The 20835-nt window shown below is 74.0% G+C and carries 18 protein-coding genes and 2 tRNA genes; 11 read left to right on the forward strand and 9 right to left on the reverse strand.

The genetic code is table 11. The features are described 5' to 3' along the window. Positions 1-233 precede the first annotated feature (233 nt). Positions 234-1556, forward strand: coding sequence for a tetratricopeptide repeat protein (locus ACZ5NJ_RS07245; RefSeq protein ID WP_468763704.1), 1323 nt, complete (start codon positions 234-236; stop codon positions 1554-1556). A 50-nt stretch (positions 1557-1606) separates the two neighbouring features. Here the strand turns inward: ACZ5NJ_RS07245 and ACZ5NJ_RS07250 are convergent, their stop codons facing one another. Beyond that, a complete protein-coding gene (locus ACZ5NJ_RS07250; RefSeq protein WP_468763705.1) occupies positions 1607-2203 on the reverse strand; it encodes a histidine phosphatase family protein in 597 nt (198 codons plus the stop codon). Between the two features lie 117 nt (positions 2204-2320). Here ACZ5NJ_RS07250 and ACZ5NJ_RS07255 point away from each other — a divergent pair, with 117 nt between their 5' ends. The 4 genes from ACZ5NJ_RS07255 to ACZ5NJ_RS07270 are packed head-to-tail and all read left to right on the forward strand — an operon-like array spanning position 2321 to position 7176. Further along, a complete protein-coding gene (locus tag ACZ5NJ_RS07255; protein WP_468763706.1) occupies positions 2321-3181 on the forward strand; it encodes a phosphatase PAP2 family protein in 861 nt (286 codons plus the stop codon). Then, on the forward strand, positions 3120-4289 hold the full coding sequence (locus ACZ5NJ_RS07260) for a hypothetical protein (RefSeq protein WP_468763707.1): 1170 nt from the start codon (positions 3120-3122) through the stop codon (positions 4287-4289). The genes ACZ5NJ_RS07255 and ACZ5NJ_RS07260 overlap by 62 nt, the downstream gene beginning before the upstream one ends. After that, complete coding sequence (locus ACZ5NJ_RS07265) at positions 4277-5848, forward strand: hypothetical protein (RefSeq protein ID WP_468763708.1); 1572 nt, start codon at positions 4277-4279, stop codon at positions 5846-5848. The genes ACZ5NJ_RS07260 and ACZ5NJ_RS07265 overlap by 13 nt, the downstream gene beginning before the upstream one ends. Beyond that, positions 5845-7176: an AAA domain-containing protein gene (locus ACZ5NJ_RS07270; protein WP_468763709.1), complete on the forward strand. Its 1332-nt coding sequence runs from the start codon at positions 5845-5847 to the stop codon at positions 7174-7176. Before ACZ5NJ_RS07265 ends, ACZ5NJ_RS07270 begins: the two co-directional genes overlap by 4 nt. A 7-nt stretch (positions 7177-7183) precedes the next feature. On the opposite strand, the gene ACZ5NJ_RS07275 is transcribed toward ACZ5NJ_RS07270, so the two are convergent. Beyond that, on the reverse strand, positions 7184-7666 hold the full coding sequence (locus ACZ5NJ_RS07275) for a MarR family winged helix-turn-helix transcriptional regulator (protein ID WP_468763710.1): 483 nt from the start codon (positions 7664-7666) through the stop codon (positions 7184-7186). Between the two features lie 136 nt (positions 7667-7802). On the opposite strand from ACZ5NJ_RS07275, the gene ACZ5NJ_RS07280 reads away from it, so the two are divergent. The 4 genes from ACZ5NJ_RS07280 to ACZ5NJ_RS07295 all read left to right on the forward strand — a co-directional run bounded on the left by ACZ5NJ_RS07280 (position 7803) and on the right by ACZ5NJ_RS07295 (position 9582). After that, positions 7803-8360, forward strand: a complete 558-nt coding sequence (locus ACZ5NJ_RS07280) for an NADPH-dependent FMN reductase (protein WP_468763711.1) — start codon at positions 7803-7805, stop codon at positions 8358-8360. 78 nt (positions 8361-8438) lie between these two features. Next, positions 8439-8783 carry a hypothetical protein gene (locus tag ACZ5NJ_RS07285; RefSeq protein ID WP_468763712.1) on the forward strand — a complete coding sequence of 115 codons (345 nt, stop codon included), beginning with the start codon at positions 8439-8441 and terminating at the stop codon, positions 8781-8783. A gap of 111 nt (positions 8784-8894) precedes the next feature. Next, positions 8895-9518, forward strand: a complete 624-nt coding sequence (locus ACZ5NJ_RS07290) for a bifunctional DNA primase/polymerase (RefSeq protein WP_468763713.1) — start codon at positions 8895-8897, stop codon at positions 9516-9518. After that, positions 9509-9582: transfer RNA gene (locus tag ACZ5NJ_RS07295), tRNA-Lys, on the forward strand. Before ACZ5NJ_RS07290 ends, ACZ5NJ_RS07295 begins: the two co-directional genes overlap by 10 nt. Positions 9583-9644: 62 nt before the next feature. Here the strand turns inward: ACZ5NJ_RS07295 and ACZ5NJ_RS07300 are convergent. Beyond that, a complete protein-coding gene (locus tag ACZ5NJ_RS07300; RefSeq protein WP_468763714.1) occupies positions 9645-10844 on the reverse strand; it encodes a M6 family metalloprotease domain-containing protein in 1200 nt (399 codons plus the stop codon). Positions 10845-11345: 501 nt separating this feature from the next. On the opposite strand from ACZ5NJ_RS07300, the gene ACZ5NJ_RS07305 reads away from it, so the two are divergent. Beyond that, entirely contained in the window at positions 11346-13127 is a 1782-nt protein-coding gene (locus tag ACZ5NJ_RS07305) for a putative bifunctional diguanylate cyclase/phosphodiesterase (RefSeq protein WP_468763715.1), read from the forward strand. Positions 13128-13196: 69 nt separating this feature from the next. Here ACZ5NJ_RS07305 and ACZ5NJ_RS07310 read toward each other — a convergent pair whose 3' ends face one another. Further along, a complete protein-coding gene (locus tag ACZ5NJ_RS07310) occupies positions 13197-14900 on the reverse strand; it encodes a glycosyl hydrolase family 18 protein (RefSeq protein WP_468763716.1) in 1704 nt (567 codons plus the stop codon). A gap of 278 nt (positions 14901-15178) precedes the next feature. Continuing rightward, entirely contained in the window at positions 15179-16333 is a 1155-nt protein-coding gene (locus tag ACZ5NJ_RS07315) for an LLM class flavin-dependent oxidoreductase (RefSeq protein WP_468763717.1), read from the reverse strand. Positions 16334-16581: 248 nt separating this feature from the next. On the opposite strand from ACZ5NJ_RS07315, the gene ACZ5NJ_RS07320 reads away from it, so the two are divergent. Then, entirely contained in the window at positions 16582-17340 is a 759-nt protein-coding gene (locus ACZ5NJ_RS07320; protein ID WP_344156590.1) for an IclR family transcriptional regulator, read from the forward strand. A 116-nt stretch (positions 17341-17456) separates the two neighbouring features. Here ACZ5NJ_RS07320 and ACZ5NJ_RS07325 read toward each other — a convergent pair. The 4 genes from ACZ5NJ_RS07325 to ACZ5NJ_RS07340 form a co-directional block, all read right to left on the reverse strand. Continuing rightward, a tRNA-Lys gene (locus ACZ5NJ_RS07325) sits at positions 17457-17530 on the reverse strand. 58 nt (positions 17531-17588) lie between these two features. Next, positions 17589-18287 (reverse strand): hypothetical protein, encoded by a 699-nt coding sequence (locus ACZ5NJ_RS07330; protein ID WP_468763718.1) that lies wholly within the window; start codon positions 18285-18287, stop codon positions 17589-17591. Positions 18288-18336: 49 nt separating this feature from the next. Then, the gene (locus tag ACZ5NJ_RS07335; RefSeq protein ID WP_468763719.1) at positions 18337-20049 is read right to left on the reverse strand and encodes an AMP-binding protein; all 1713 of its coding nucleotides are present in this window, start codon (positions 20047-20049) and stop codon (positions 18337-18339) included. Positions 20050-20075: 26 nt separating this feature from the next. Continuing rightward, positions 20076-20687, reverse strand: coding sequence for a lytic polysaccharide monooxygenase auxiliary activity family 9 protein (locus tag ACZ5NJ_RS07340; protein WP_468763720.1), 612 nt, complete (start codon positions 20685-20687; stop codon positions 20076-20078). Positions 20688-20835 lie beyond the last annotated feature (148 nt).

A 20835-nucleotide genomic window follows, 5' to 3' on the forward strand; every position in this document is an offset into this window, starting at 1 on the left:
CCGGCCTCCACCAAGGGGAACCCTCCTCGATCCGTATCCGCATGGGTTCAACGCGGCGAAGCGTCAACAGGTGCGGCGGCAAGACGCCGCAAAGGATGGCAGTTCATGGCGGATCGCGGGTGAGATATCCGTTTTGTAGGCAAACACCGCGTGGGAGCCCCGTCGCTGGCGGTACGTTCATGCGCGCCGGAGCGCTTGACTCCGGGGCGGGCTTGTCCAGAGAGGCAGCGTCCATGGCGGCGTCACCCCACTCACCCAACTCCAGCTTCCGGCGGCTGCGCGGAGCGCACTCCCCGGCCGAGTTCGCGGCCATGGTCCGCAGGGCCGCACGGGAGATCGGCGAAACGGTTTCCTGCGACGCCCGCTACATCGGACGCGTGGAATCGGGCGAGATCCGCTGCCCCAACTACGCCTACGAACGCGTCTTCCTCCACATGTTCCCCGGCCGCACCCTGGCCGACCTGGGTTTCTCCCCCCGCGAGACGGTCCGCGGACGGGCCGCCCAGCGCGCCCTGCCCACCCCGCCCGCCTTCACCCACCTCATCCACCGTTCCAAGGAGAGCGACGTGCAGCGCCGCGCCTTCATGGCGGGCGGCTCCGCGACCGTGGCGGCCGCGACGCTCGGCCTCACCCTGCTCGGCGACAGCCGCCGGCTCCCCTCCCGCGCCGGCGAGGCCGAGGCCGCCGCCGTCGAGGACGCCGTCCGCCAGATCCGGCTGCTGGACGACCGGCACGGCGCCGACGCCCTCTACCGGCGGGCCGCACAGCCCCTGCGCACCGCCTACGCCCTGCTCGACGCGGGCGCCACCCGGCAGTCCACCGAGGACCGGCTGCACGCGGGGGCCGGGGAACTGGCCGTCTCGGTGGGCTGGCTGGCCCACGACTCGGGCCGCTTCGACGACGCCCGCTCGCACTACGCCGAAGCCCTGGCCACCGCCCGGGTGGCGGGGGACGCCGGTCTGGAGGCGCACGCCTTCAGCAACATGGCCTTCCTCGCCCGGGACTGCGGCCGCCCCCGGGAATCGGTACGGGCCGCCCAGGCGGGACGGCGCGCGGCCCGCTCGCTCGGCTCCCCCCGGCTGCTGGCGCTGCTGGCGCTGCGGGAGGCGGGCGGCTGGTCGGGGCTCGGGGACCGCAGGGCCTGCGAGGAGGCGCTGACCCGGGCGCACACCGAGTTCGCGCGGGGGGCCTGCGCCGCGGACCCGGAGTGGATGTCCTTCTTCGGCGAGGCCGAACTGGAGTCCCTGGAGTCCCGCTGCTGGGCGGCGCTCGGGGAGCACGCCCGCGCGGCCCGGCACGCCCGCCGGGCGGCCGACCTCCAGGACCCGCACTTCGCGCGGAACGTGGCCCTCTACACCGCCGAGCTCGCCGACGACCTGGCCCGCGCCGGGGCGCCGGACGAGGCCGCCTGGGCGGGCGGGCGGGTCCTGGACCTGCTGGCGGAGGTCCAGTCGACCCGGATCCGCTCCATGCTGGCCGGCACCGCCCGCACCCTGGTCCCCCACCAGCGCTCCCCGCGCGTCGGCGCCTTCCTGACCCGGCACGCCCAGGCGTAGACCGGACGCGGGCCGGGCGCGGGCCGGGGGGCGTAGGCCGGGGCCCGGGGCTACCCCTCCAGGTGCCCGGTGTCGTTCCAGCGCTCCAGCGCCGGCGCCCCGTACGCCCAGCCCAGGACCGACAGGGAGGTCGGGTCCAGCCGGATGCGGGCGCCGAAGGAGGCCTCGAAGCCCAGCCAGCGGGCGGCGAGGGTGCGCAGGACGTGCCCGTGCGCGAAGACCAGGACGTCCCGCTCGGCGGAGCGGGCCCAGGCCACGACCTCGTCCGCGCGGGCCGCCACGTCGGCGACGGACTCCCCGCCGGGAACCCCGTCGCGCCAGATCAGCCAGCCCGGCCGGACCGCCTGGATCTCGGCCGGGGTCATCCCCTCGTAGTCGCCGTAGTCCCACTCCATGAGGGTGTCCCAGGGGTCCGCCCGCGACCCGAAGCCGGCGAGGTCGCAGCTCTCGCTCGCCCGCAGCAGCGGACTGGTGCGCACCTCCAGCCCGCGCAGCGAGGCCCAGGGCTCGCCCGCGAGCCGCTCGCCCAGCCGCTTCGCCCCCTGCCGGCCCTCCTCCAGCAGGGGCACGTCCGTGCGTCCGGTGTGCTTGCCGAGCAGGGACCATGCCGTCTGGCCGTGGCGGGCCAGCAGGATGCGGGGGGCCATCTGTGTTTCTCCCGGTCCGTGGTGGTTCGCCCAGGGATGCGCGAATCCGTCGTCCGTCCATCATCCACGACGTGAACGTGGGGCAACTGCGGCCGCCCGTCGAGCGTCTTACACCGTATGACCACACAGCAGCGGCCCTTACGGTGGCGGGTGGAGCTGCTGCTCCTGGCGCTCGTCTACGGCGCGTACTCCGGCGGCAGGCTCCTCGTCCGGGGTGACGCGGACCTCGCCGTCGGGCACGGGCTGGCGATCCTGCGGATCGAGGAGGTCCTCGGGCTCGACGTCGAACGGCCGCTGAATCGTTTCTTCTCCCGGGAGGGCGTGCTCGGCGTACCCGCCGACTTCGTCTACGCCTCCCTGCACTACCTGGTCACCCCGGCCGTGCTGCTGTGGCTCTACCACCGGCGGGCCGCGCACTACCGGGCGGCGCGCGGCTGGCTGGTGGCCTCGACGCTGCTCGGGCTCGTCGGGTTCAGCCTGCTGCCCACCTGTCCGCCGCGGCTGCTGGCCGCCCCGTACGGGTTCACGGACACGATGGCCCGCTTCAGTTCGTACGGGTGGTGGGGCGCCGAGGCCAGCGCCCCGCGCGGGCTGGGGGCGCTGACCAACCAGTACGCCGCCATGCCGAGCCTGCACGTCGGCTGGGCGCTGTGGTGCGGGATCCTGCTGTGGCGGCACGCGCGGCGGCCGCTGGTGCGGGCCCTGGGCCTGGCGTATCCGGCCCTGACGACCGTGGTGGTCATGGGCACGGCGAACCACTACCTCCTCGACGCCGTCGCCGGGGCCGCCGTGATGGGCGCCGGCTGGCTCCTCGTCCGCGCGCTCGGGGCGGGCGGCGGACGGCCGGGACGGCGGGAACCGGTCCGTTTCAGCCGTAAGTCCACGATTGTCGGTGGCGGATGGGACACTTCCGCCCGTGAGCTCCTACCCGCCCAGCGACCCGCCCCAGACGACGACACTGCGGCAGCGGCTCGCTGACCTGCGCGGCCCCGCCGTGCCGCCCCGTCCGCTCGACGCCCGGGCGCTCGCCGCCCTCGCGGCGAACCCGGGCTGTGGCAGACGGGCCGTCCTCGACGGTGCCGGAGTGGACAAGACCGCCCTCGCCGCGGCCCTCGGCACACCGGCCGCTTTCGGCCAGTCGCAGTTCGCGATCATCCGCGGGAACTCCTTCGAGGCCAAGGTCAAGGGCGACGGCGGGGCCGAGCTGCTGCGCCTGGCGCACGCCCGCCTCGGCGCCGGGTCCGAGCCGCCCGGGCCGGACGCCCGGGTGCCGGACCTCACCGCCGCCGGCCCGCAGGGCCGGGCCGCCCGCACGGCGCTGGCCCTGCGGGAGGCCACCGCCGCGCGGGCGTGGACGCTGCTGGACCATCCGATGCTGGCCCTGGAGGTGGCGGGCACCCCCGCCTACCTGGAGCCGGACGCCGTCGTGGTGCACCCCGACGGCCGCTGGACCGTGGTCGAGATCAAGTCGTTCCCGATGATCGACGGGTCCGCCGACGCCGCGAAGGTGGGGGCCGCCGCCCGGCAGGCCGCCGTGTACGTGCTGGCCCTGGAGCAGACCGCCGCGAAGCTGTCCGGGGCCTCTGTGGACCACCGGGTCCTGCTGGTCTGCCCCAAGGACTTCTCCAACCTGCCCGCCGCCGAAGCCGTCGACGTCCGCCGTGAGCGCGCGGTCACCCGCCGGCAGCTGGAGCGGCTGACCCGGATCGAGGACCTGACCGCGGACCTGCCCGAAGGGCTCTGCTTCGACCCCGCCCGCCCGGCCGACGAGCTGACCGAGGCCGTCTCCGCCGTGTCCGCCGCCTACGCCCCCGAGTGCCTGGCCGCCTGCGAGCTGGCCTTCCACTGCCGCGAGCGCTCCCGCGCCGCCGGGGACCCCGCCGCGCTCGGCCGCTCCGTCCGCGGTGAGCTGGGCGGGCTGGCCACCGTGGCGGAGGCCCTCGCGGCGGCCGGCGGCGCGGGCCCCGACGGCGACCCCACCGCGGACGCGCTGCGCCAGGCGGCCCGGCTGCGCGCCGAGGCGCTGGAGCTCGCCGCCGCCCGACCCCCGTACCAGGCCCCGGAGAGCCCCGAATGCCCCTGCTGAGCACCCTCGCCCGGCTGGAGGCGGTCCGCGCGGGCCGCGCCCGGCCGCTGGCGACCGCACGCCACCGCCACCTGAGCGCGGAGCCGCTGGTCTTCGTGCCGCTGACCACCGCCGGTGAGGCCGGGGCGCCGCTCGGCGCGATGCTGGGGACCGACCGGCACGAGCCGCGGATCCTCGTCATACCGCAGCCCCGCGACCGGGACCTGCGCTGGGAGTTCCTGGGCGAGCTGGCACGGCTGCTGATGCCGTACGTCGAGGCCTACACGGAGGTCGTCGAGCCCGCCGAGCGCACCGAGACCGACCCGGAGACGGGCCGGAAGACCAAGGTCGAGGCCGAGCTGTGCGTGGACGCGCCGCAGATCGTCGTGCCGAGCCGGGCGGGCATCGAGTACGTGCGGCTGCTGGGCCGGTCCATGCGGTTCCGGCGGACCGCCGAGGAGGACCCGGAGAACCCGTACCCGGTGCCCTCCCAGGTCCCGCTGCTGGGCCGCTGGTTCACCCACCTCGCCGAGCGCTCCCGGGTGCCGGGCTCCTCGATGCTGGTGTCCGCCACCGACCTGCTCTCGCGGCACTGGGCGACCGGCCAGAGCAACCTGGAGGACCAGCACCTGGGCTCGCTGCTGGGCTGGATCGCCCCGCCCGAGGGGGTCTCGGGCGCCGAGTGGGCGCTGCGGGTGGAGCTCGAACGGGACCAGGACGGCCAGTTGCTGTTCCCGCCGGCCGGCCCGGCCACCGACCCGGCCTTCGACAACAGGCTGCTGGCACCGGCGATCGGCAGGTTCGACGCGGCCCGCGCGGCGGGCGAGCCCCGCGACGGGGACACGCCGCGGAAGGCCGAGCGGGCGATCCGGCGGCTGGTCGTGGACCAGATGCAGAGCGCGTGGTGGCAGACCTGGGAGGCGATCGACCTGCTGCGGACGCTGCCGCCCGGCGAGCGGACCGGGGAGCGCTGGACCCGTGACCGCTGGTCCTTCACCGGCCACCGCGACCGGGTGCGCGCGGGCGAGCCGCCGCAGCCGCGCCGTGACGACGCCGTGACGGCGGCGCAGAAGCTGGCCACGCGGGAGACCGAGCAGGTACGGCTGGACGCGCAGGAGGCGCTGGACGACCCGCTCGTCATGGCGGGCCGGCGGTTCGCGGGCGAGGCCTTCGCCGGTGAGGTCACCGAGGTGGTGATGGAGTGGACGGAGGGCAGGCGGCCGCGTCCGCGTCCGCTGCTGAGGGTGGCCACCGAGGACCGGCCGCAGCTCGCGGACGAGGGCGGCGGCAGGGTGTTCCGCTCGCTGGACGGGCGTCAGCAGGCCTTCGAGTTCGTCCGCCGCGAGGAGGACGGCCAGCTGGTGCTGCGCGTGCTGGACAAGATGGGCGCGGGCCGGGAGCCGGTGGCCGGGTCGGTGCCGGAGAAGGGCGACCGGGTGTGCTGGACCCTGTTCGAGCACGACGCGCGCGGCGGCCCGAAGCTGCCCGACCCGGAGAACACCCCGTGGACGCACGGCGGTCCGCCGGGGTCCGCGACCGCCCCCGCCCTGGACGCCGTGACCGACGAGGACCTCCTGTGACCACCGCCTTCGATCCGGGTGCCGCCGCCGACCGGGCGACCGCCGCCATCCTCCGGGACACCCTGCACGGCACGGAGCGGGGCGTGGTCGTCGATTCCCCGCCCGGGGCCGGGAAGTCGACGCTCGTGGTGCGCGCGGCCCGGGAGCTGGCCGCCGCGGGGCGCCGGCTGATGGTGGTGGCGCAGACCAACGCGCAGGTCGACGACCTGGTGCTGCGGCTCGCCGCCAAAGACCCGGAGCTGAAGGTCGGCCGGCTGCACAGCAGTGACGCCGACGCCTACGACCCGGCCCTCCGCGACCTCCCGTCGGTCACCCTCTCCGCCAAACCGGCCGACCTGGCCGAACTCCCCGTCACCATCTCCACGGCCGCGAAGTGGGCGTACGTGAAGGCGGAGCCCTGGGAGCACGCGATCGTCGACGAGGCGTACCAGATGCGCTCCGACGCGCTGCTGGCCGTGGCCGGGCTGTTCGAGCGGGCGCTGTTCGTGGGCGACCCGGGGCAGCTGGACCCGTTCAGCGTGGTCGGGGCGGAGCAGTGGGCCGGGCTGTCCTACGACCCCTCCGCCTCGGCGGTGAGCACCCTCCTCGCCCACAACCCGCACCTGCCGCAGCACCGGCTGCCGGTGTCGTGGCGGCTGCCGGCGACGGCCGCGCCGCTGGTCTCGCGCGCCTTCTACCCGTACTCGCAGTTCCGCAGCGGCACCGGCCCGGGCGAGCGGAGACTCGCGTACGGGGTCCCGTCGGACGGGTCCGGACCGGACCGGGTGCTGGACGAGGCGGCCGAGTCGGGGTGGGGGCTGCTGGAGCTCCCCGCCCGGCACACCCCGCGCACGGACCCGGAGGCGGTGCGGGCGGTGGCGCTGGTGGTCCGCCGCGCCCTCGACCGCGGGGCGGTGACCTCGGACGAGCAGACCCCGGCCCCCACCCCGCTGACCCCGGCCCGCATCGCGGTCGGCACCGCGCACCGCGACCAGGCGGCGGCCATCCGCACGGCCCTGGCCTCCCTGGGCGTCACCGGCGTCACGGTGGACACCGCGAACCGCCTCCAGGGCCGCGAGTACGACCTGACGGTGGTCCTCCACCCCCTGTCGGGGCGCCCCGACGCGACCGCCTTCCACCTGGAGACGGGCCGCCTGTGCGTCCTGGCCTCCCGCCACCGGCACGCCTGCGTGGTGGTGGCCCGGGCGGGCATAGCGGAACTCCTGGACGACCACCCGTCCACGGAGCCGGTCCAGCTGGGCACGACGATCAAGTTCCCCGACGGCTGGGAGGCGAACCACTCGGTCCTCTCCCACCTCTCCGAACACCGCATCACCTGGCGCCCCTGAGCGCGGATTACTTGCGGGGGGCGCCGAAGGTGTGGCGGAGGACTTCGCCGACCTCGGCGAGGGTGCGCAGCTGATCCGGGGTCAGGACGTCGATCAGGTGGCGGCGTACCGACGCGACGTGGTGGGGTGCGGCCTCGGTGATGGTCCGCACTCCGCCGCCGGTGAGGACCACCTCCGCCCCGCGGCCGTCGTCGGCGACCTCCTCGCGGCGTACCAGGCCGCGCTGTTCCATGCGGGTGAGCTGGTGGGACAGCCGGCTGCGGGACCAGCTCATCAGGGCGGCGAGGGCGGTGATGCGCATGCGGTGGCCGTCGGTCGATCCGAGGACCGACAGCACGTCGTAGTCGGCTTCGGAGAGCGCGCTGTCCTGGTGGAGGTCGCGGGCGATCTCGGCGTTGACGAGGGGGAACATCCGGCGCCAGGCGTACCAGGCGTCCTGTTCGGACTCGGTGAGCCAGCGGGGGTGGGCGGGCTCGGGCACTTCGGTCATGGGGGCACCCTAGCGAAGTTGGTGATACGTCACCTATCTAGTTGACATATCACGCACCACCCCCTTTCCTGGGTGACACGTCAACAACAAGACTCCACACCGCACACCGCACCCGCACCACAAGGGAGTTCACCCCATGACCCGCCTGCACGTCATCTCCTCCGCCCACCGCCCCACCTCCGCCGGCCGCCCCCTGGCCCAGTGGGTGGCGGACCTCGCCCGCGAGCACGGCGCCTTCGAGGTCACCCCGGTCGACCTCGCGCAGATCGCGCTGCCGTTCCTGGACGAGCCGGAGTTCCCCTCCAGCGGCAACTACGCCCACCAGCACACCCGCGACTGGAGCGCGCTCGTCGACTCCGCCGAAGCGTTCGTGTTCGTCCTGCCCATGTACAACGGCGGCTTCACCGCCCCGTTCAAGAACGCCGTCGACTTCCTCTACCGCGAGTGGCAGGGCAAGCCCGTCGGCATCGTCAGCTACAGCGCGGGCGGCACCGGCGGCGCCCCGGCCGCCGAGATGCTGCTGCCGGTGCTCACCCAGGTCGGCCTGGTGCCGGCCGCGCGCTCGGTGGCCGTCCCCGGCGTCCTCGGCCTGCTCGGCGCCGAGGGCTTCGAGGCCCCGGAGGGCCTGGCGGCCGAGGTGACGGGCGTCCTCGACGACATCACGGCCCTGGTGAAGGAGCCCGCGACGGCCTGACGGCCGACCGCACCCTTGCGCGGCATTGGACAATGGAGGGTGGCCCCGGAGGAAACCCGTACGCGCAGGAGGACACGCATGGCAGAGCCCGAGCGGACCGAGCGGAGGCAGCGGCCCGCGCCGCTGCTCTTCGAACCCTCGGCGGCCGTCGCGGACCCGGAGCACTTCTTCGACCTGGAGTCGATCGAGGACCCCCGGGAGCTGCTGGCCCGCGCGACCGAGCTGACGCTGGCGTTCCGGGCCGCGCAGAACCGGGCGGAGGAGTTCCAGGCCCTGGCGGCGGCCCAGCTGGCCGACCCCCGCCGCTTCGACCGCCTCTCGGCGTCCGCGATCGCCGAGGCGGCGGAGTGGACCGAGGACTACGCCCGCCGCATGATCGAGTTCGGCGAGGACCTCCAGCGGGGCACTGCGACCGAGTCCTGACCGGAGCCGGGGCCGGGGTGCGGCGCGCACGATAGCGCAGCGGACCCCGCCCCGTCACGGTTTTCGGTAACTCGTGGGAACCGACACACTACGCGCGGTAGACATTGGCATATGACGATCCTGACGACGGCCGCCCACCGCCCCGCCCTCGACGGCATCGACGCGCCCACCGCGCCCGCCACCCAGGTCACCCCGCAGGGTGCCGCCTGGCTGGCCTCCGCCTCCGCGCGGCCGGGTCACACCCTCGACACCTGGGAGGCCCGGCCCGACGCGCCGGCCGTGCTGCCCTGCGGGACCGCCTTCGACGTCGTCAACGTCCCGCTCGTCCTCGGCCGGCGCATGCTCGACCTGCTCTGGGAGCGCGGGCCCGGCTCCGGACCCGCCGCCGTGCACCGGGGGCGGATGCTGCTCTTCGCCTCGCCGGGCACCGCCCAGCGGCTGCCCGCGCTGCTCGCCTGGGAGGAGTGGGGGCCCGCCGCGGCGGCCTCAGCCCCGACCCCGGCCCCGGCGCCCCTGTGTCACGGCCACGGCGACACCGTCACCGTGCCCCCGCTGCGGCCCGCCCCCGGACCCTCGCGATGGCTGGTGGCACCGGACTCGCGGCTGCCCTGGCTGCCCGGCCCGGACTGCCTGCTGTGGGCGTTCCTGCACGCCACGCGGGGTCCGGCCCCGGTATCGATTTTTGGTTCGGCGGATTCGGATGCTAGTGTCTACGACGTCAGCAAGCGCCGCTAGCTCAGTTGGTTAGAGCAGCTGACTCTTAATCAGCGGGTCCGGGGTTCGAGTCCCTGGCGGCGCACAGACGGGAGAAGGCCCCCACTCATCAGAGTGGGGGCCTTTTTCGTTCCCGCACGGGCGGGGTCAGGTGGTGATCTTCACCGTGTACGCGCCCGACAGCGTCCGGTCCGCGACCTCGATGGTGATCCGCTCCCCGGGGACGGTGAAGGTCTCGCCGACCTCCAGCGGGGCGTCGGCCAGCGGCGGGTACACCGAGCGGTCCCAGCAGGCCTCCGTGTGCGGATGCCCGTCCAGCACCTCGATCGGGCCGCCGCCCGACGCCGCCTCGTTGCGGACCCGGTAGACCAGGACCCCTTCCGTGCAGGTGTCCCCGTCGTTGCCGGCGGAACCCCGCGCCTCGACCGCGATCGCGCTGCCGGGGCCCGTACGGATCACCGCGAGCCGGGTGCCGCCCGTGCCGCCGGGCTGCAGGGGCTGCGAGAGCGGCTGGAGGGTGTGCAGGGAGGTCCCGGAGCGCACGCAGTCGACCTGGGAGGCGTCCAGCCAGCCCAGCTTCCACTTCTGCCAGCCGAACAGGTCCGGGGCCATCCCGAACTGGCTGCCCATGACGTCCCAGTCGCCGACGTAGGTGTCCCAGTCGCCCTTCCCGTCCGTCGGCCGGTGGTAGAGGTCGGGCAGGTCGAAGACGTGCCCGGTCTCGTGGGCCAGCACGTTGCGGTCCGGCGGGTGCCGCTCGAAGACGGTGACGATCCGCCGCAGGTCCGTGCCGTCGGCCCGCAGGGGGCGGTCGAAGTTGACGACCTTGGTGGCGTCGGAGTCCACGCCGGGGGCGTTGGGGTCCGCGACGAAGTACACGATGTCGTACGCGCTGAAGTCCACCTGCGGATCGGCGACGGCGACCGCCTCCCTCAGGTAGGCGGCCCGGGCGTCCGGGGCCCAGTCGCGCTGTATCCCGTACGCGGTCGACGGCCTGGGCATCCGGATCCACTGCCGCTGCGGGTGCGGGACCAGCCGGAAGCGGCCGTAGGAGGCCCGCTCGAAGAAGTCGCTGGTCGCGGGGAAGTAGTCGGCCGTCAGCTCCTCGGGGGTGACGGCGGGCTGGTGGTCGGGGAAGGAGAGGAAGACCATCACCGCGTGGAGCGTGCGCACCGGCTTGGGGTAGGCCCGGTTCCAGGTGTCCAGGCCGAGGGAGTGGTGGGCGGCCGTGCGGGTCAGCGCGCAGGGCCCGCCGGTGGCGGGTCCGGCGGCGACGGCGGGTCCCGCGACGAGCGACATGGCGGCGAGCGCCGTCATCGAGGTGAGGATGGCCGCCGTACTTCGCATGCGGGAGCGGTCCACTCCCCCGGGTGTCAGCTGTCGCGGCACATCGACCTCCGGTGGTGGATTCGTCCTGTTCCATCCACCTTGGGGCGATTGTCTTACTTATGCATGGTTCCCCTGCCCCACACGGGTGAGCACTACGGCAAGCCGGTGACCCCCGGAGTTCACGCCCCCACCGACGGCCCGTCACGAACGGTCACCCGAGATCAGGGTCGGGCCCCGCGTGCTCACAGGTGTGCGGAATCGATCGCCCCGCCGCGGCCGACGCGGCGTCAGCAACGGGCCGACGGGGCGTCAGCACGGTGACGGCCCGTGCCCCACACGGCGACGCCGCTGGATAGGGCCTCCGTCAGCCTCTATGATCGGCACACTTTCCTGCACGGACACTCACGAGCACTGCGGGAGCCAACGGTGAGCGGAAGCTCAGAGGGAACCGGTTCGGCGGCCGACAGCATCCGTTCGGCCGTTACGGAGCGTCACCCGGCAGTGCCGGCCGTGCCGGGCATGTCGGCGCCGCCTTCGGACATCAGAGCCGCCACGGCGATCGGCGGCCCGGCGGGCGAACCGCACGACTATCGCGCCGCCTTCGACGCCGCCCACCTCGCCATGGCCCTCGTCGGCCGCGGCGGCGACGTCATCGCCGCCAACCGCGCGCTGGCCGCCCTGCTGGGCGGCGAGCCGCACGAGCTCACCGGACAGTGCGCCGCCGACCTGGTGGACCTGGCCGCCGAGGCCCGTACCTGGCAGGCCTACCAGGAGGTGCTGCGCGGGCGGCAGGCCCGGCTGCGCTGCACCCGCCGCCTCAAGCACCCCGACGGGCACTCCCTGTGGACCGAGGTCACCCTCGGCCCGGTGCCCGGCACCCCGGACGTCCTGCTCTCGGTCGCCGACATCAGCGACCGGCGCGACCTCCAGGCCCGGCTGCGCCACCTCCAGATGCACGACCCCGTGACCCGGCTGCCCAACCGGGCCCTGTTCTTCGAGCGGCTCTCGGCGGCCCTGGAGGCGTCCGCGTACGGCAGCGGCGGGACGGGCCGGATCGGCCTGTGCTACCTGGACCTCGACGGCTTCAAGGCCGTCAACGACACCCTGGGCCACCGGGTCGGCGACCGGCTGCTGACCGCCGTCGCCAACCGGCTGACCCACTGCGCCGACCAGTCCGGGTACGGGCGTACGGGCGGCCACCTCGTCGCCCGGCTCGGCGGCGACGAGTTCGCGCTGCTGGTCGAGGACTCCACCGGCACCGAGCAGCTCGTGGACCTGGCGCGCAGCGTGCTCGCCGCCGTCCAGGAGCCCTTCGACCTGGCCGGCCAGCGCCTGTCGGTGTCCGCGTCGATCGGCGTGGTCGAGCGGGACGCGGCCGGCACCTCCGCGACGGGCCTGATGCAGGCGGCCGACACGACCCTGTACTGGGCGAAGGCGGACGGCAAGGCCCGCTGGACCCTCTTCGACCCCGAGCGCAACGCGCACCGCATGACCCGGCAGGCGCTCTCCAGTTCGCTGCGCCCGGCCGTGGAGGGCGGCGAGTTCGCGCTGGAGTACCAGCCGCTGGTGGACCTGGAGAGCGGGGTGGTGCGCGGGGTGGAGGCCCTGGTGCGCTGGAACCACCCGCAGTTCGGCACGTTGACGCCGAATCGGTTCATCGGGATCGCCGAGGAGGACGGCTCGATCGTGCAGCTCGGCCAGTGGGTGCTGCGCACGGCCTGCCGGCAGGCGCGGCGCTGGCAGATCGAGCAGCCCAGCGACTCGCCGGTGTTCGTGTCGGTGAACGTGGCGGTGCGCCAGGTGTGGGACTCGGACCTGGTGGGCGACGTCGCGGAGATCCTCGCCGAGACCGGGCTGGCCCCGCAGCTGCTTCAGCTGGAGCTGACGGAGTCGGCGGTGATGGGTTCGGCGGGACGGCCACTGCAGGCGCTCCAGGCGCTCAGCGACATGGGCGTGCGGATCGCCATCGACGACTTCGGCACCGGGTACTCGAACCTGGCCTACCTGTCGCGGCTGCCGGTGTCGGTGCTGAAGCTGGACGGGTCCTTCGTGCGCGGCTTCCGCTACGAGGAGGGCACGCACCCGAACCCGGCCGACGAGACCATCGTGGAGGCCCTGGTGCAGCTGGCGCACCGGCTGGGGCTGACGGTGACCGCCGAGTGCGTGGAGACCGCCGGGCAGGCGGCCCGGCTGCGGCGGGTGGGGTGCGACACGGGGCAGGGCTGGCTGTACTCGCGCGCGGTGGCCCCGGAGCGGATCGCGGAGATGATCGGCGCCCGCCCGGAGGTGCGGGACCGCTGACGGCGCACGGCCGCCCCCGGCCCGTGGTCGGGCGCGGGGGCGGCCGGCGCTCGGCGCCGGGTGGGGGGATCAGCAGGCGCCGAGGTCCTTCCAGACGCCCCATTCACCGGTGGTGCCGGGCACCTCGTTCTGCGTCCACCACTGGGCCTTCCACTTGTGGCCGTTGTACGCGACCTCGCTGCCGCCGGTGTAGACCTGGCCCGCGACGTAAGCCGGGGTGCTGCCGCAGCCGGTGCTCGGCGGCGTGGTCGGCGGGGTGGTCGGGGGCGTCGTCGGCGGGGTGGTGGGCGGCGTCGTCGGCGGGGTGGTGGGGGGCGTGGTGGTCCCGCCGAGGGCGTCGTTGATCTGGTTCAGCAGGGTGGTCTTGTCGTCCAGGCCGAGCAGGGAGTACATCATCGCGCCGGCCAGCCCGCGGCTCTTGCCGTAGTCGACCCGGGCCTGGATGGACTTCTGGTTCAGGCCGGTGAAGAACTCGCCGTCCTTGTAGAAGTACGAGGCCTTGGCCTGGTCGTCCCAGAAGGTGGTGGCCGGGTTGTCGACGATGCCGCCGAGCTCCTTGTAGTTGGCGATGCCGGCCTGCTGCGAGGTCGGGCGGGCGCCGGAGGGGCCGGTGGCGGGCTGGGCGAGGCCGTTGGTGGTGCCGGCGGGGACGCCCTTCCAGCCGCGGTAGTAGAACTCGTAGCCCAGGGTCAGTTTGCCCGCGGGGAAGCCGCCCGCGATGCCGTAGGCCGGGTTGCCGTCGAGCCAGGAGTCGATGGCGTTCTTGATGCCGTACTTCTGGGTGCCGGGCGCGATCGGGTCGGTCGGGTCGGCGGCCGAGTTCAGCAGCGGGGACTGGTGGTAGGTCGGCCCGTCGCCGTCCCAGGCGCCGTGCATGTCGTACGTCATGATGTTCGCGTAGTCGAGGTACGAACCGATCTTGTCCGTCTCGATGTACTTGATCTTGTCCTGGCCGGCCGGGAGGGCCGCGGTCAGCAGGTACTTCCTGCCGCCGTTGGCCTGCCCGTAGGCGTCGAGCTGGTCGCGGAACTCCTTGAGCAGCAGGGTGAAGTTCTGCTTGTCCTCGGGGGCGTAGTGGTTGCCCAGGTGGCCGCCGGAGGAGCCCGGGTACTCCCAGTCGATGTCGATGCCGTCGAAGATCCCGGCCGCCGTGCCGGGGCCGCCGTAGCCGTCGGCCTTGGGGAGGTTGCCCTTGATGTACTGGTCGATGCAGGAGGACACGAACTTCTTGCGGGAGGCGTCGGTCTTCGCCGCGTCGCTGAAGTACTTCGAGTAGGTCCAGCCGCCGATCGATATGTTGATCTTCAGGTTGGGGTACTTGGCCTTCAGCTGCTTGAACTGGTTGAAGACGCCCACGACCGGCTGGTCCCACTTGTCGGCGGTCCCGTTGACGCTGTCGGCCGCGCTGAAGGACTTGCTGTAGTCGGCGTACGAATCGCCCGCCCCGTCACCGGCGTTGGGGTTGTTGTCGTCGCCCGCCGCCTTGTTCGCCTCGAAACAGGTGAGGTCGGTGGGGTGGATGTTGCCGAAGGAGTAGTTGATGACGTCGAGCTTGCCCGCGATGCCCCGGGTGTCCAGGTGCTTGGGGTAGAACGCGTTGCCGTACACGCTCCACTGGTCGTAGTAGGCGATCCGCACACCGCCTGCGGCGGTTCCGGAGGCGGTGGCCGCGCCGGCGGCCTGGGCGGTGCCGATCCCGGCGAAGGCGGCCAGCGCCCCGGCTGCCAGCGCGGCCGTGGCGGCGGCCGCGACGAGGGGTTTACGGATGTGCATGAACTGCCTCCGGGGGGTGGGAGGGGAGGGCATCAGCTTTCGGGTGAGAGAAGTGATAGCGATCACGGCGCACCCCAGTCAATGGTTTGGACCAAAGAAGGACTAGACCACTGGCCCGGTAAATCCCCTCGTCAGAGGCATGGGAGCACAGCAGAAACCGCCCGCCACCCCGGGTGACGAGCGGTTTAAGGCTGCCTTGAGTCATGCTCCGGCAAGCTTTCGGCAACAAACCAGCCAAACCCCGTTCTCCTGGGTCCTGGCGGATCCGGGCCCTCGGACTAGGCCGCCGCGGGCATGCCGTACGCATCTGCGACGAGCCCGTACGAGCGCACCCGGGCGGCCCCGCCGTGCGCGTTGGCGGTCAGCATCAGCTCGTCCGCCCCCGTCCGCTTCACCAGCGCGTCCAGCCCGGAACGGACCTCGTCGGGGGTGCCGTGGACGATGTTCGCGAGCCAGCCGTCCACGAACTCCCGCTCCGGCGGCGTGAAGGGGTACGCGGCCGCCTCCCCGGGCGTCGGCACCAGCCCCGGCCGGCCGCTGCGCAGCCGCAGCATCGACAGCGCACCGGTGAGCACCTGCGCACGGGCCTCCGCCTCCGTGTCGGCGGCGAGCGCCGAGACCCCGATCAGGGCGTACGGGGCGTCCAGCACGGCGGAGGGGCGGAAGCTCTGGCGGTAGAGGTCCAGGGCGGGCAGGGTGCCGGCGGCGGAGAAGTGGTGGGCGTACGCGAACGGCAGCCCGAGCTCCCCCGCGAGGCGGGCGCTGAAGCCGGAGGAGCCCAGGAGCCAGATCGGGGGCCGGGCGGCGGGCCCCTGCACCGGTCCGGGGACGGCGTGCACGCGGGCGTACGGGTGCCCGTCGGGGAAGTCGTCGTCGAGGAAGCGGGTCAGCTCCGCGAGCCGCCGCGGGAACTCGTCCGCCGCCTCGTCCAGCCGCCCGGGCCCGCGCAGCGCGGCGGCCGTGCGGGGGTCGGTGCCCGGCGCCCGGCCGAGCCCGAGGTCCACCCGGCCGGGCGCGAGGGCCTCCAGGGTCCCGAACTGCTCGGCGACGGCCAGCGGGGCGTGGTTGGGCAGCATCACCCCGCCCGAGCCGAGGCGGATGCGGGAGGTGTGCGCGGCCAGGTGGGCCAGGATCACCGCCGGGGAGGAGCTGGCGACCCCGGGCATGGAGTGGTGCTCGGCGACCCAGTGGCGGTGGTAGCCGCGGGACTCGGCGAGCCGGGATATCTCCACGCTGGTGCGCAGGGAGGCGCGGGCGGTGCTGCCCGCGCCGACGGTGACCAGGTCGAGGACCGACAGCGGCACCGGCGCCGCGCCCCGGACGGTCCCGCGGACGGGGCCGTCCGCGGAGCCGTTCGCACCGGAGCCGTTCGCACCGCCACCCGCCGCGCCGGGTCCCGTACCCTCGGGGCCCGTGGCCTCGCTGTCGCTCATCGTCGTCGCTCCCGTTCCGTCCGGCTCGTACGCCCCACACGGCGTCCGTACGGAGAAGGGGAACGGCGGGCGCCCGCGGGGCATTCCCGGCAGACCGGGACAGGTCCATGACCTTGGCATATGCCAGGCGAGTAGACCCAGGCCGAGGGGTCTGATTAAGCCATCAATCTCCTCAACAGACGCTCCACGTGGGCTCCTTGATGGCTATCGTGGTAGAGCAAGCGGTAACAACCTGGTAGGGGGAAACCGTGGCGCTGAAGCCCGAGCCGACCGCGCCGTTCCACTCGGTGCAGTACGCCCTGCGCGTGCTCGAAACGATCTCGCGGCACACCGGCGGTGTGACCGACGTGCAGATCGCGCGTGAGACCGGCCTGCCCGCGGTCCACCTCGCCCCGATGCTGCTCATGCTGCGCCGCGAGGGATACGTCCTCCAGGTCTCCGACGGCGCCTACGCCATAGGGGACTCCCTCGTCCTGCTCGGCTCCGGCAGCGACCGGCAACAGGCCCTCCAGGAGAAGCTCCAGGACACCCTCGACCGGCTGCGCGACTCGGTCGGCGCGGCCGTCTACATCAGCCGCTACGTGGACGGCGAGGTCCGGATCACCCAGTTCGCGGACAGCCCGCGCACCCCGAAGGTCCACGAGTGGGTCGACTTCCGGTCGGCGGCGCACGCCAGCGCGGTCGGCAAGTGCCTGCTCACCCAGCTCGACCAGAACGGGCGCCGCGACCACCTGTCCCGCCACAAGATCGCCCGGCTGACGTCGAAGACGATCGTGAACGAGCGGATCCTGTTCTCGAAACTCGACAGCCAGCCCGCCACCGTTCCCGTGCTGGACCTCCAGGAGTACGCCGTGGGCACGGTCTGCGCGGCGGTCCCGATCACCGCCGGCGCGGCCGTGGGCTGCCTGGCGCTGTCCATGCCCGTCGAGCACGCGCACCGGCTGCGGGCCGCCGCGGACGCGTTGAACCGGAAGGCCGCGCCGCTGCTGCTGTCGCTCACGCTCTGAGGACGGCGAGGCCGGCCGGGGCGGCGAAGGGGGAAGGGGGAAGGGGGAAGGGGGCGAAGGGCCCGGAAAGCACTTCGGGCGGTTCCCGGTGAACCGGAAACCGCCCGAAGATCAGGTGCGCCGCCAGGGACTCGAACCCCGGACCCGCTGATTAAGAGTCAGCTGCTCTAACCAACTGAGCTAGCGGCGCTTGCTGACAGAGAAAATACTACCTGGTCCCGAGGGGTGCTCCAAACCAGCTCCGCCGGTCACCAGGGGAGGGCCGCGATCTCGGTCCCGTCGGGGGTGTGGACCCGGACCGTGCCGGTGTCCCCGTAGACCTCGTGGCGCCACTGGGCGAAGACGTGCGCGAGCCGGCGGGCGTCCTCGGCGAGGCCCTTGCCGACGCTTCCGGTGGTGAAGGAGATCCGGGCCTGCCCGGTCCCGCCGTCCTTGCGGACCCGCACCTCCTGGGCGCCCCTGGAGGGCATCAGCCGGTCCGCGTCGTCGCGGTGGCGGGCGTAGTAGGCGTTGAACTCGCCGGTCATGTCGTACCAGCCGTCCACGACCGGGCAGGGGCGCGCGGGGCCGCCGCCGTCGGTGGGCGGGCCGGGGGTGCCGGTGTCCTGGTCGGTGGGGGGCTGGGGGATGCCGGTGTCCTCCTCCGTGGGGGGCTGGGGCGTGCCGGTGTCCTCCTCCGTGGGGAGGTTCGGGGTGCCCGTGTCCTCGTCCGTGGGCGGCTGCGGGGTGCCCGGGTCCTCCTCCGTGGGGAGGTTCGGGGTGGCCGCGGCGCAGGACGGGGAGAGCGGCGGGGGCGGGGGCGGGGCCGCCCGGCCCGCCGGGTGCGTGCCGCAGGCCGCCAGGGCGAGGCTCAGGAGCAGGGCCGCCGCGGCCGCCCAGGCCTTCGCCGCCGACGGCGTGGCGGGCGGTGTGGCGGGCGGTGTGTTCGTCATGGGCGTCGTCGTCATGGGAACCCCCTCCCGGGGGAAGAGGGTTCCGCGCTCCTTCCGGTTCCGCTCAGCGGCCCAGGAGGTCCCGGCGGCCCTGGGCCCCGTACACCGACAGCAGCGCCTCCAGGGCCGGTGCGTCGAGCGGGCGGTAGGCGCCGGCGACGCGGTGCCAGACGGGCTCGGGGCACAGGAAGCCGGTGCGGCGCAGGGCAGCCCGGTGGACCTTGTTCGTCGCGGTGACGGGCAGGGCGTCGAGGATCCGGACGTAGCGCGGGGCCATCTTCGTCCCCAGGTCCGGCTGCGCGGCGAGGAAGCCGGCGAAGGCGTCCGGGTCGAAGGCCGCGCCCTCGCGCAGGGCCACGGCGGCCATCACCTGGTCCCCCGCCACCTCGTCCGGAACCGCGTGGACGGCGACGGCGGCCGCGGCCTCCCAGCGGGCCAGGATGTTCTCGATCACGGCGGCGGCCAGGTTCTCGCTGTCGACGCGCAGCCGGTCGTCCGTGCGGCCCGCGAAGTAGAGGAAGCCGTCGGGGTCGCGGAAGAACAGGTCGCCGGTCCAGTACCAGCCCTCCCGGGTGCGGGCGGCCTCGGCGTCGGGGTTGCGCCAGTAGCCCTCGAAGTGGCTGCGGCCCCGGTTGACCAGCTCGCCTATCGCCTCGTCGCCGTTGCGCAGGCGGCCCCGGGCGTCCAGGACGGCCGGCGGGCATGCGCGGCCCGTCTCCGGGTCGACGACGGCCAGGTCGTCGCCCGCGCCGGCCCGGCCGAGGGCGCCCGGCGGGGTGTCGGCGGTCCGCTGGACCGAGGCGCCGCCCTCGGTGGCCCCGTACCCCTCGACCAGCCGGACCCCGAACCGCTCGGCGAAGCGGGCCGCGTCCACGGCGCCGGCCTCGGTGCCGAAGCCGAGGCGCAGGGTGTGCTCGCGGTCGTCGGGGCGGGGCGCGGTGGCGAGGAGGTACTGGACGGCGCGGCCCACGTAGGTGAAGTAGGTGGCCCCGTACGCGCGTACGTCGTCCAGGAACCCGGAGGCGGAGAAGCGGCGGCGCAGCGCGACGGGGGCGCCGGCGGCGAGGGCGGGCAGCCAGCAGGCCATGACGGCGTTGCCGTGGAAGAGCGGCATGCAGACGTAGTGGACGTCGTCGGGGGTGACGTGGAAGTGGCGGGCCAGGGAGTGCCCGGCGGCGGCGAGGCGGCCCTGGCTGCAGACGGCGGCCTTGGGGGCGCCGGTGGAGCCGGAGGTGAAGTAGAGGAGCAGCCGGCTGTCGGGGCGGGGGCCGCCGGGGCGGACGCGGGCCTCGCCGGGCTCGGCGGCGGCGTAGGGGGCGAGCAGGGCCTCGTACTCCTCGGTGCCGGTGACGAGGATCCGTACGCCGGGGAGGTCGAGGCCGCGCAGGAGCGGGAGGTGGGCGGGTTCGGTGACGAGGAGGCGGCAGTCGGTGTGGAGGACGTCCCGGGCCAGTTCGGGGCCGCGCCGGGTGGGGTTGATCCCGGCGACGGCGGCTCCGGCGAGGGCCGCCGCGCCGAGCCAGGCGGGGAACTCGGGGGCGTTGTCGAGCAGCACCCCCACGTGCGGTTCCGCTCCGGGCGGCAGGAGGTCGGTGAGCAGCGCGGCGCGGGCGGCGGCCTCCTGGGCGGCCCGGTGGCGGCTGAGGACGGTGGCCGGCGTCCGGGTGGCCCCGGGGCCGGCCTCCGCGCCGTGCTTCAGGCCGGGCCGGTGGTCGCCCCACTGGCGCGCGATGAGCTCCGCGACGGTTCCGGCTTCGGTCGTGGTCGTCGTCCGCATGCCGCCGGAGGGTAACTGACGTTGCGTCAGAACTGAACGTCGGAGCAGGCGTAGAACGCCATCGCGGTGTCGTTGACCGTCCAGACGGCGAGGATCATGTGCCGCCCGGTCTTGCCGCCGGGCATGGTGCCGCGGTGGATGGTGGTCATGTCCGGGCGGCCGCCGTTGTAGGGGACGACGAGGAAGGGCTGGGGGTCGAGGGAGGCCCGGGTGAGGGGCTTGGTGGGGTCCCAGCCGTTCTTGGTGACGTAGTACCTGAAGTCGGTGGTGGAGTGGTTAGCGGTGAACTGCCAGCGGAAGTCGAAGGGCTGGCCGGAATTCACCTTGGTCGCGGGCCAGGTGCCGCCGCGGGGGTCGTCGAGCTGGGCGAATTCGCCGTGGCCGCCGGAACAGATCTGGCCGTCGGCGGGGCCGGCCGCCGGGAAGCCCTTGTAGCCCTCGACGCTCTGCGGCTCCCACTGGATGGGGCCGCAGTCGGGGACGGTCTTGTTGGCGCAGAGCTTCTGGCGGCTGATGGGGGTGTCGGTGTAGCCGTGGCCGCTGGCGGTGGGCGCGGTGAACAGGGTCGCGCCGGCGAGGAGGGCGGCACCGAGCGCGGTGGCGCCGGCGGCGCGTCCGGGTATGCGGAAGGGACGCATGATGCTCCTTGGGTGTGGGGGGAGGCCTGGCGGGGCGTGCGCACGGGTGGGGGGTGCGCTGGGGAGGGTGGCGAGCTGGGGAGGCCCGGGCTTCCGGCGGGGGGCTAGGTCTAGACCAAGTCCCACAGTATTGACGGGAGTTGGCCAT

Source organism: Streptomyces sp. NPDC032091 (assembly GCF_055580265.1).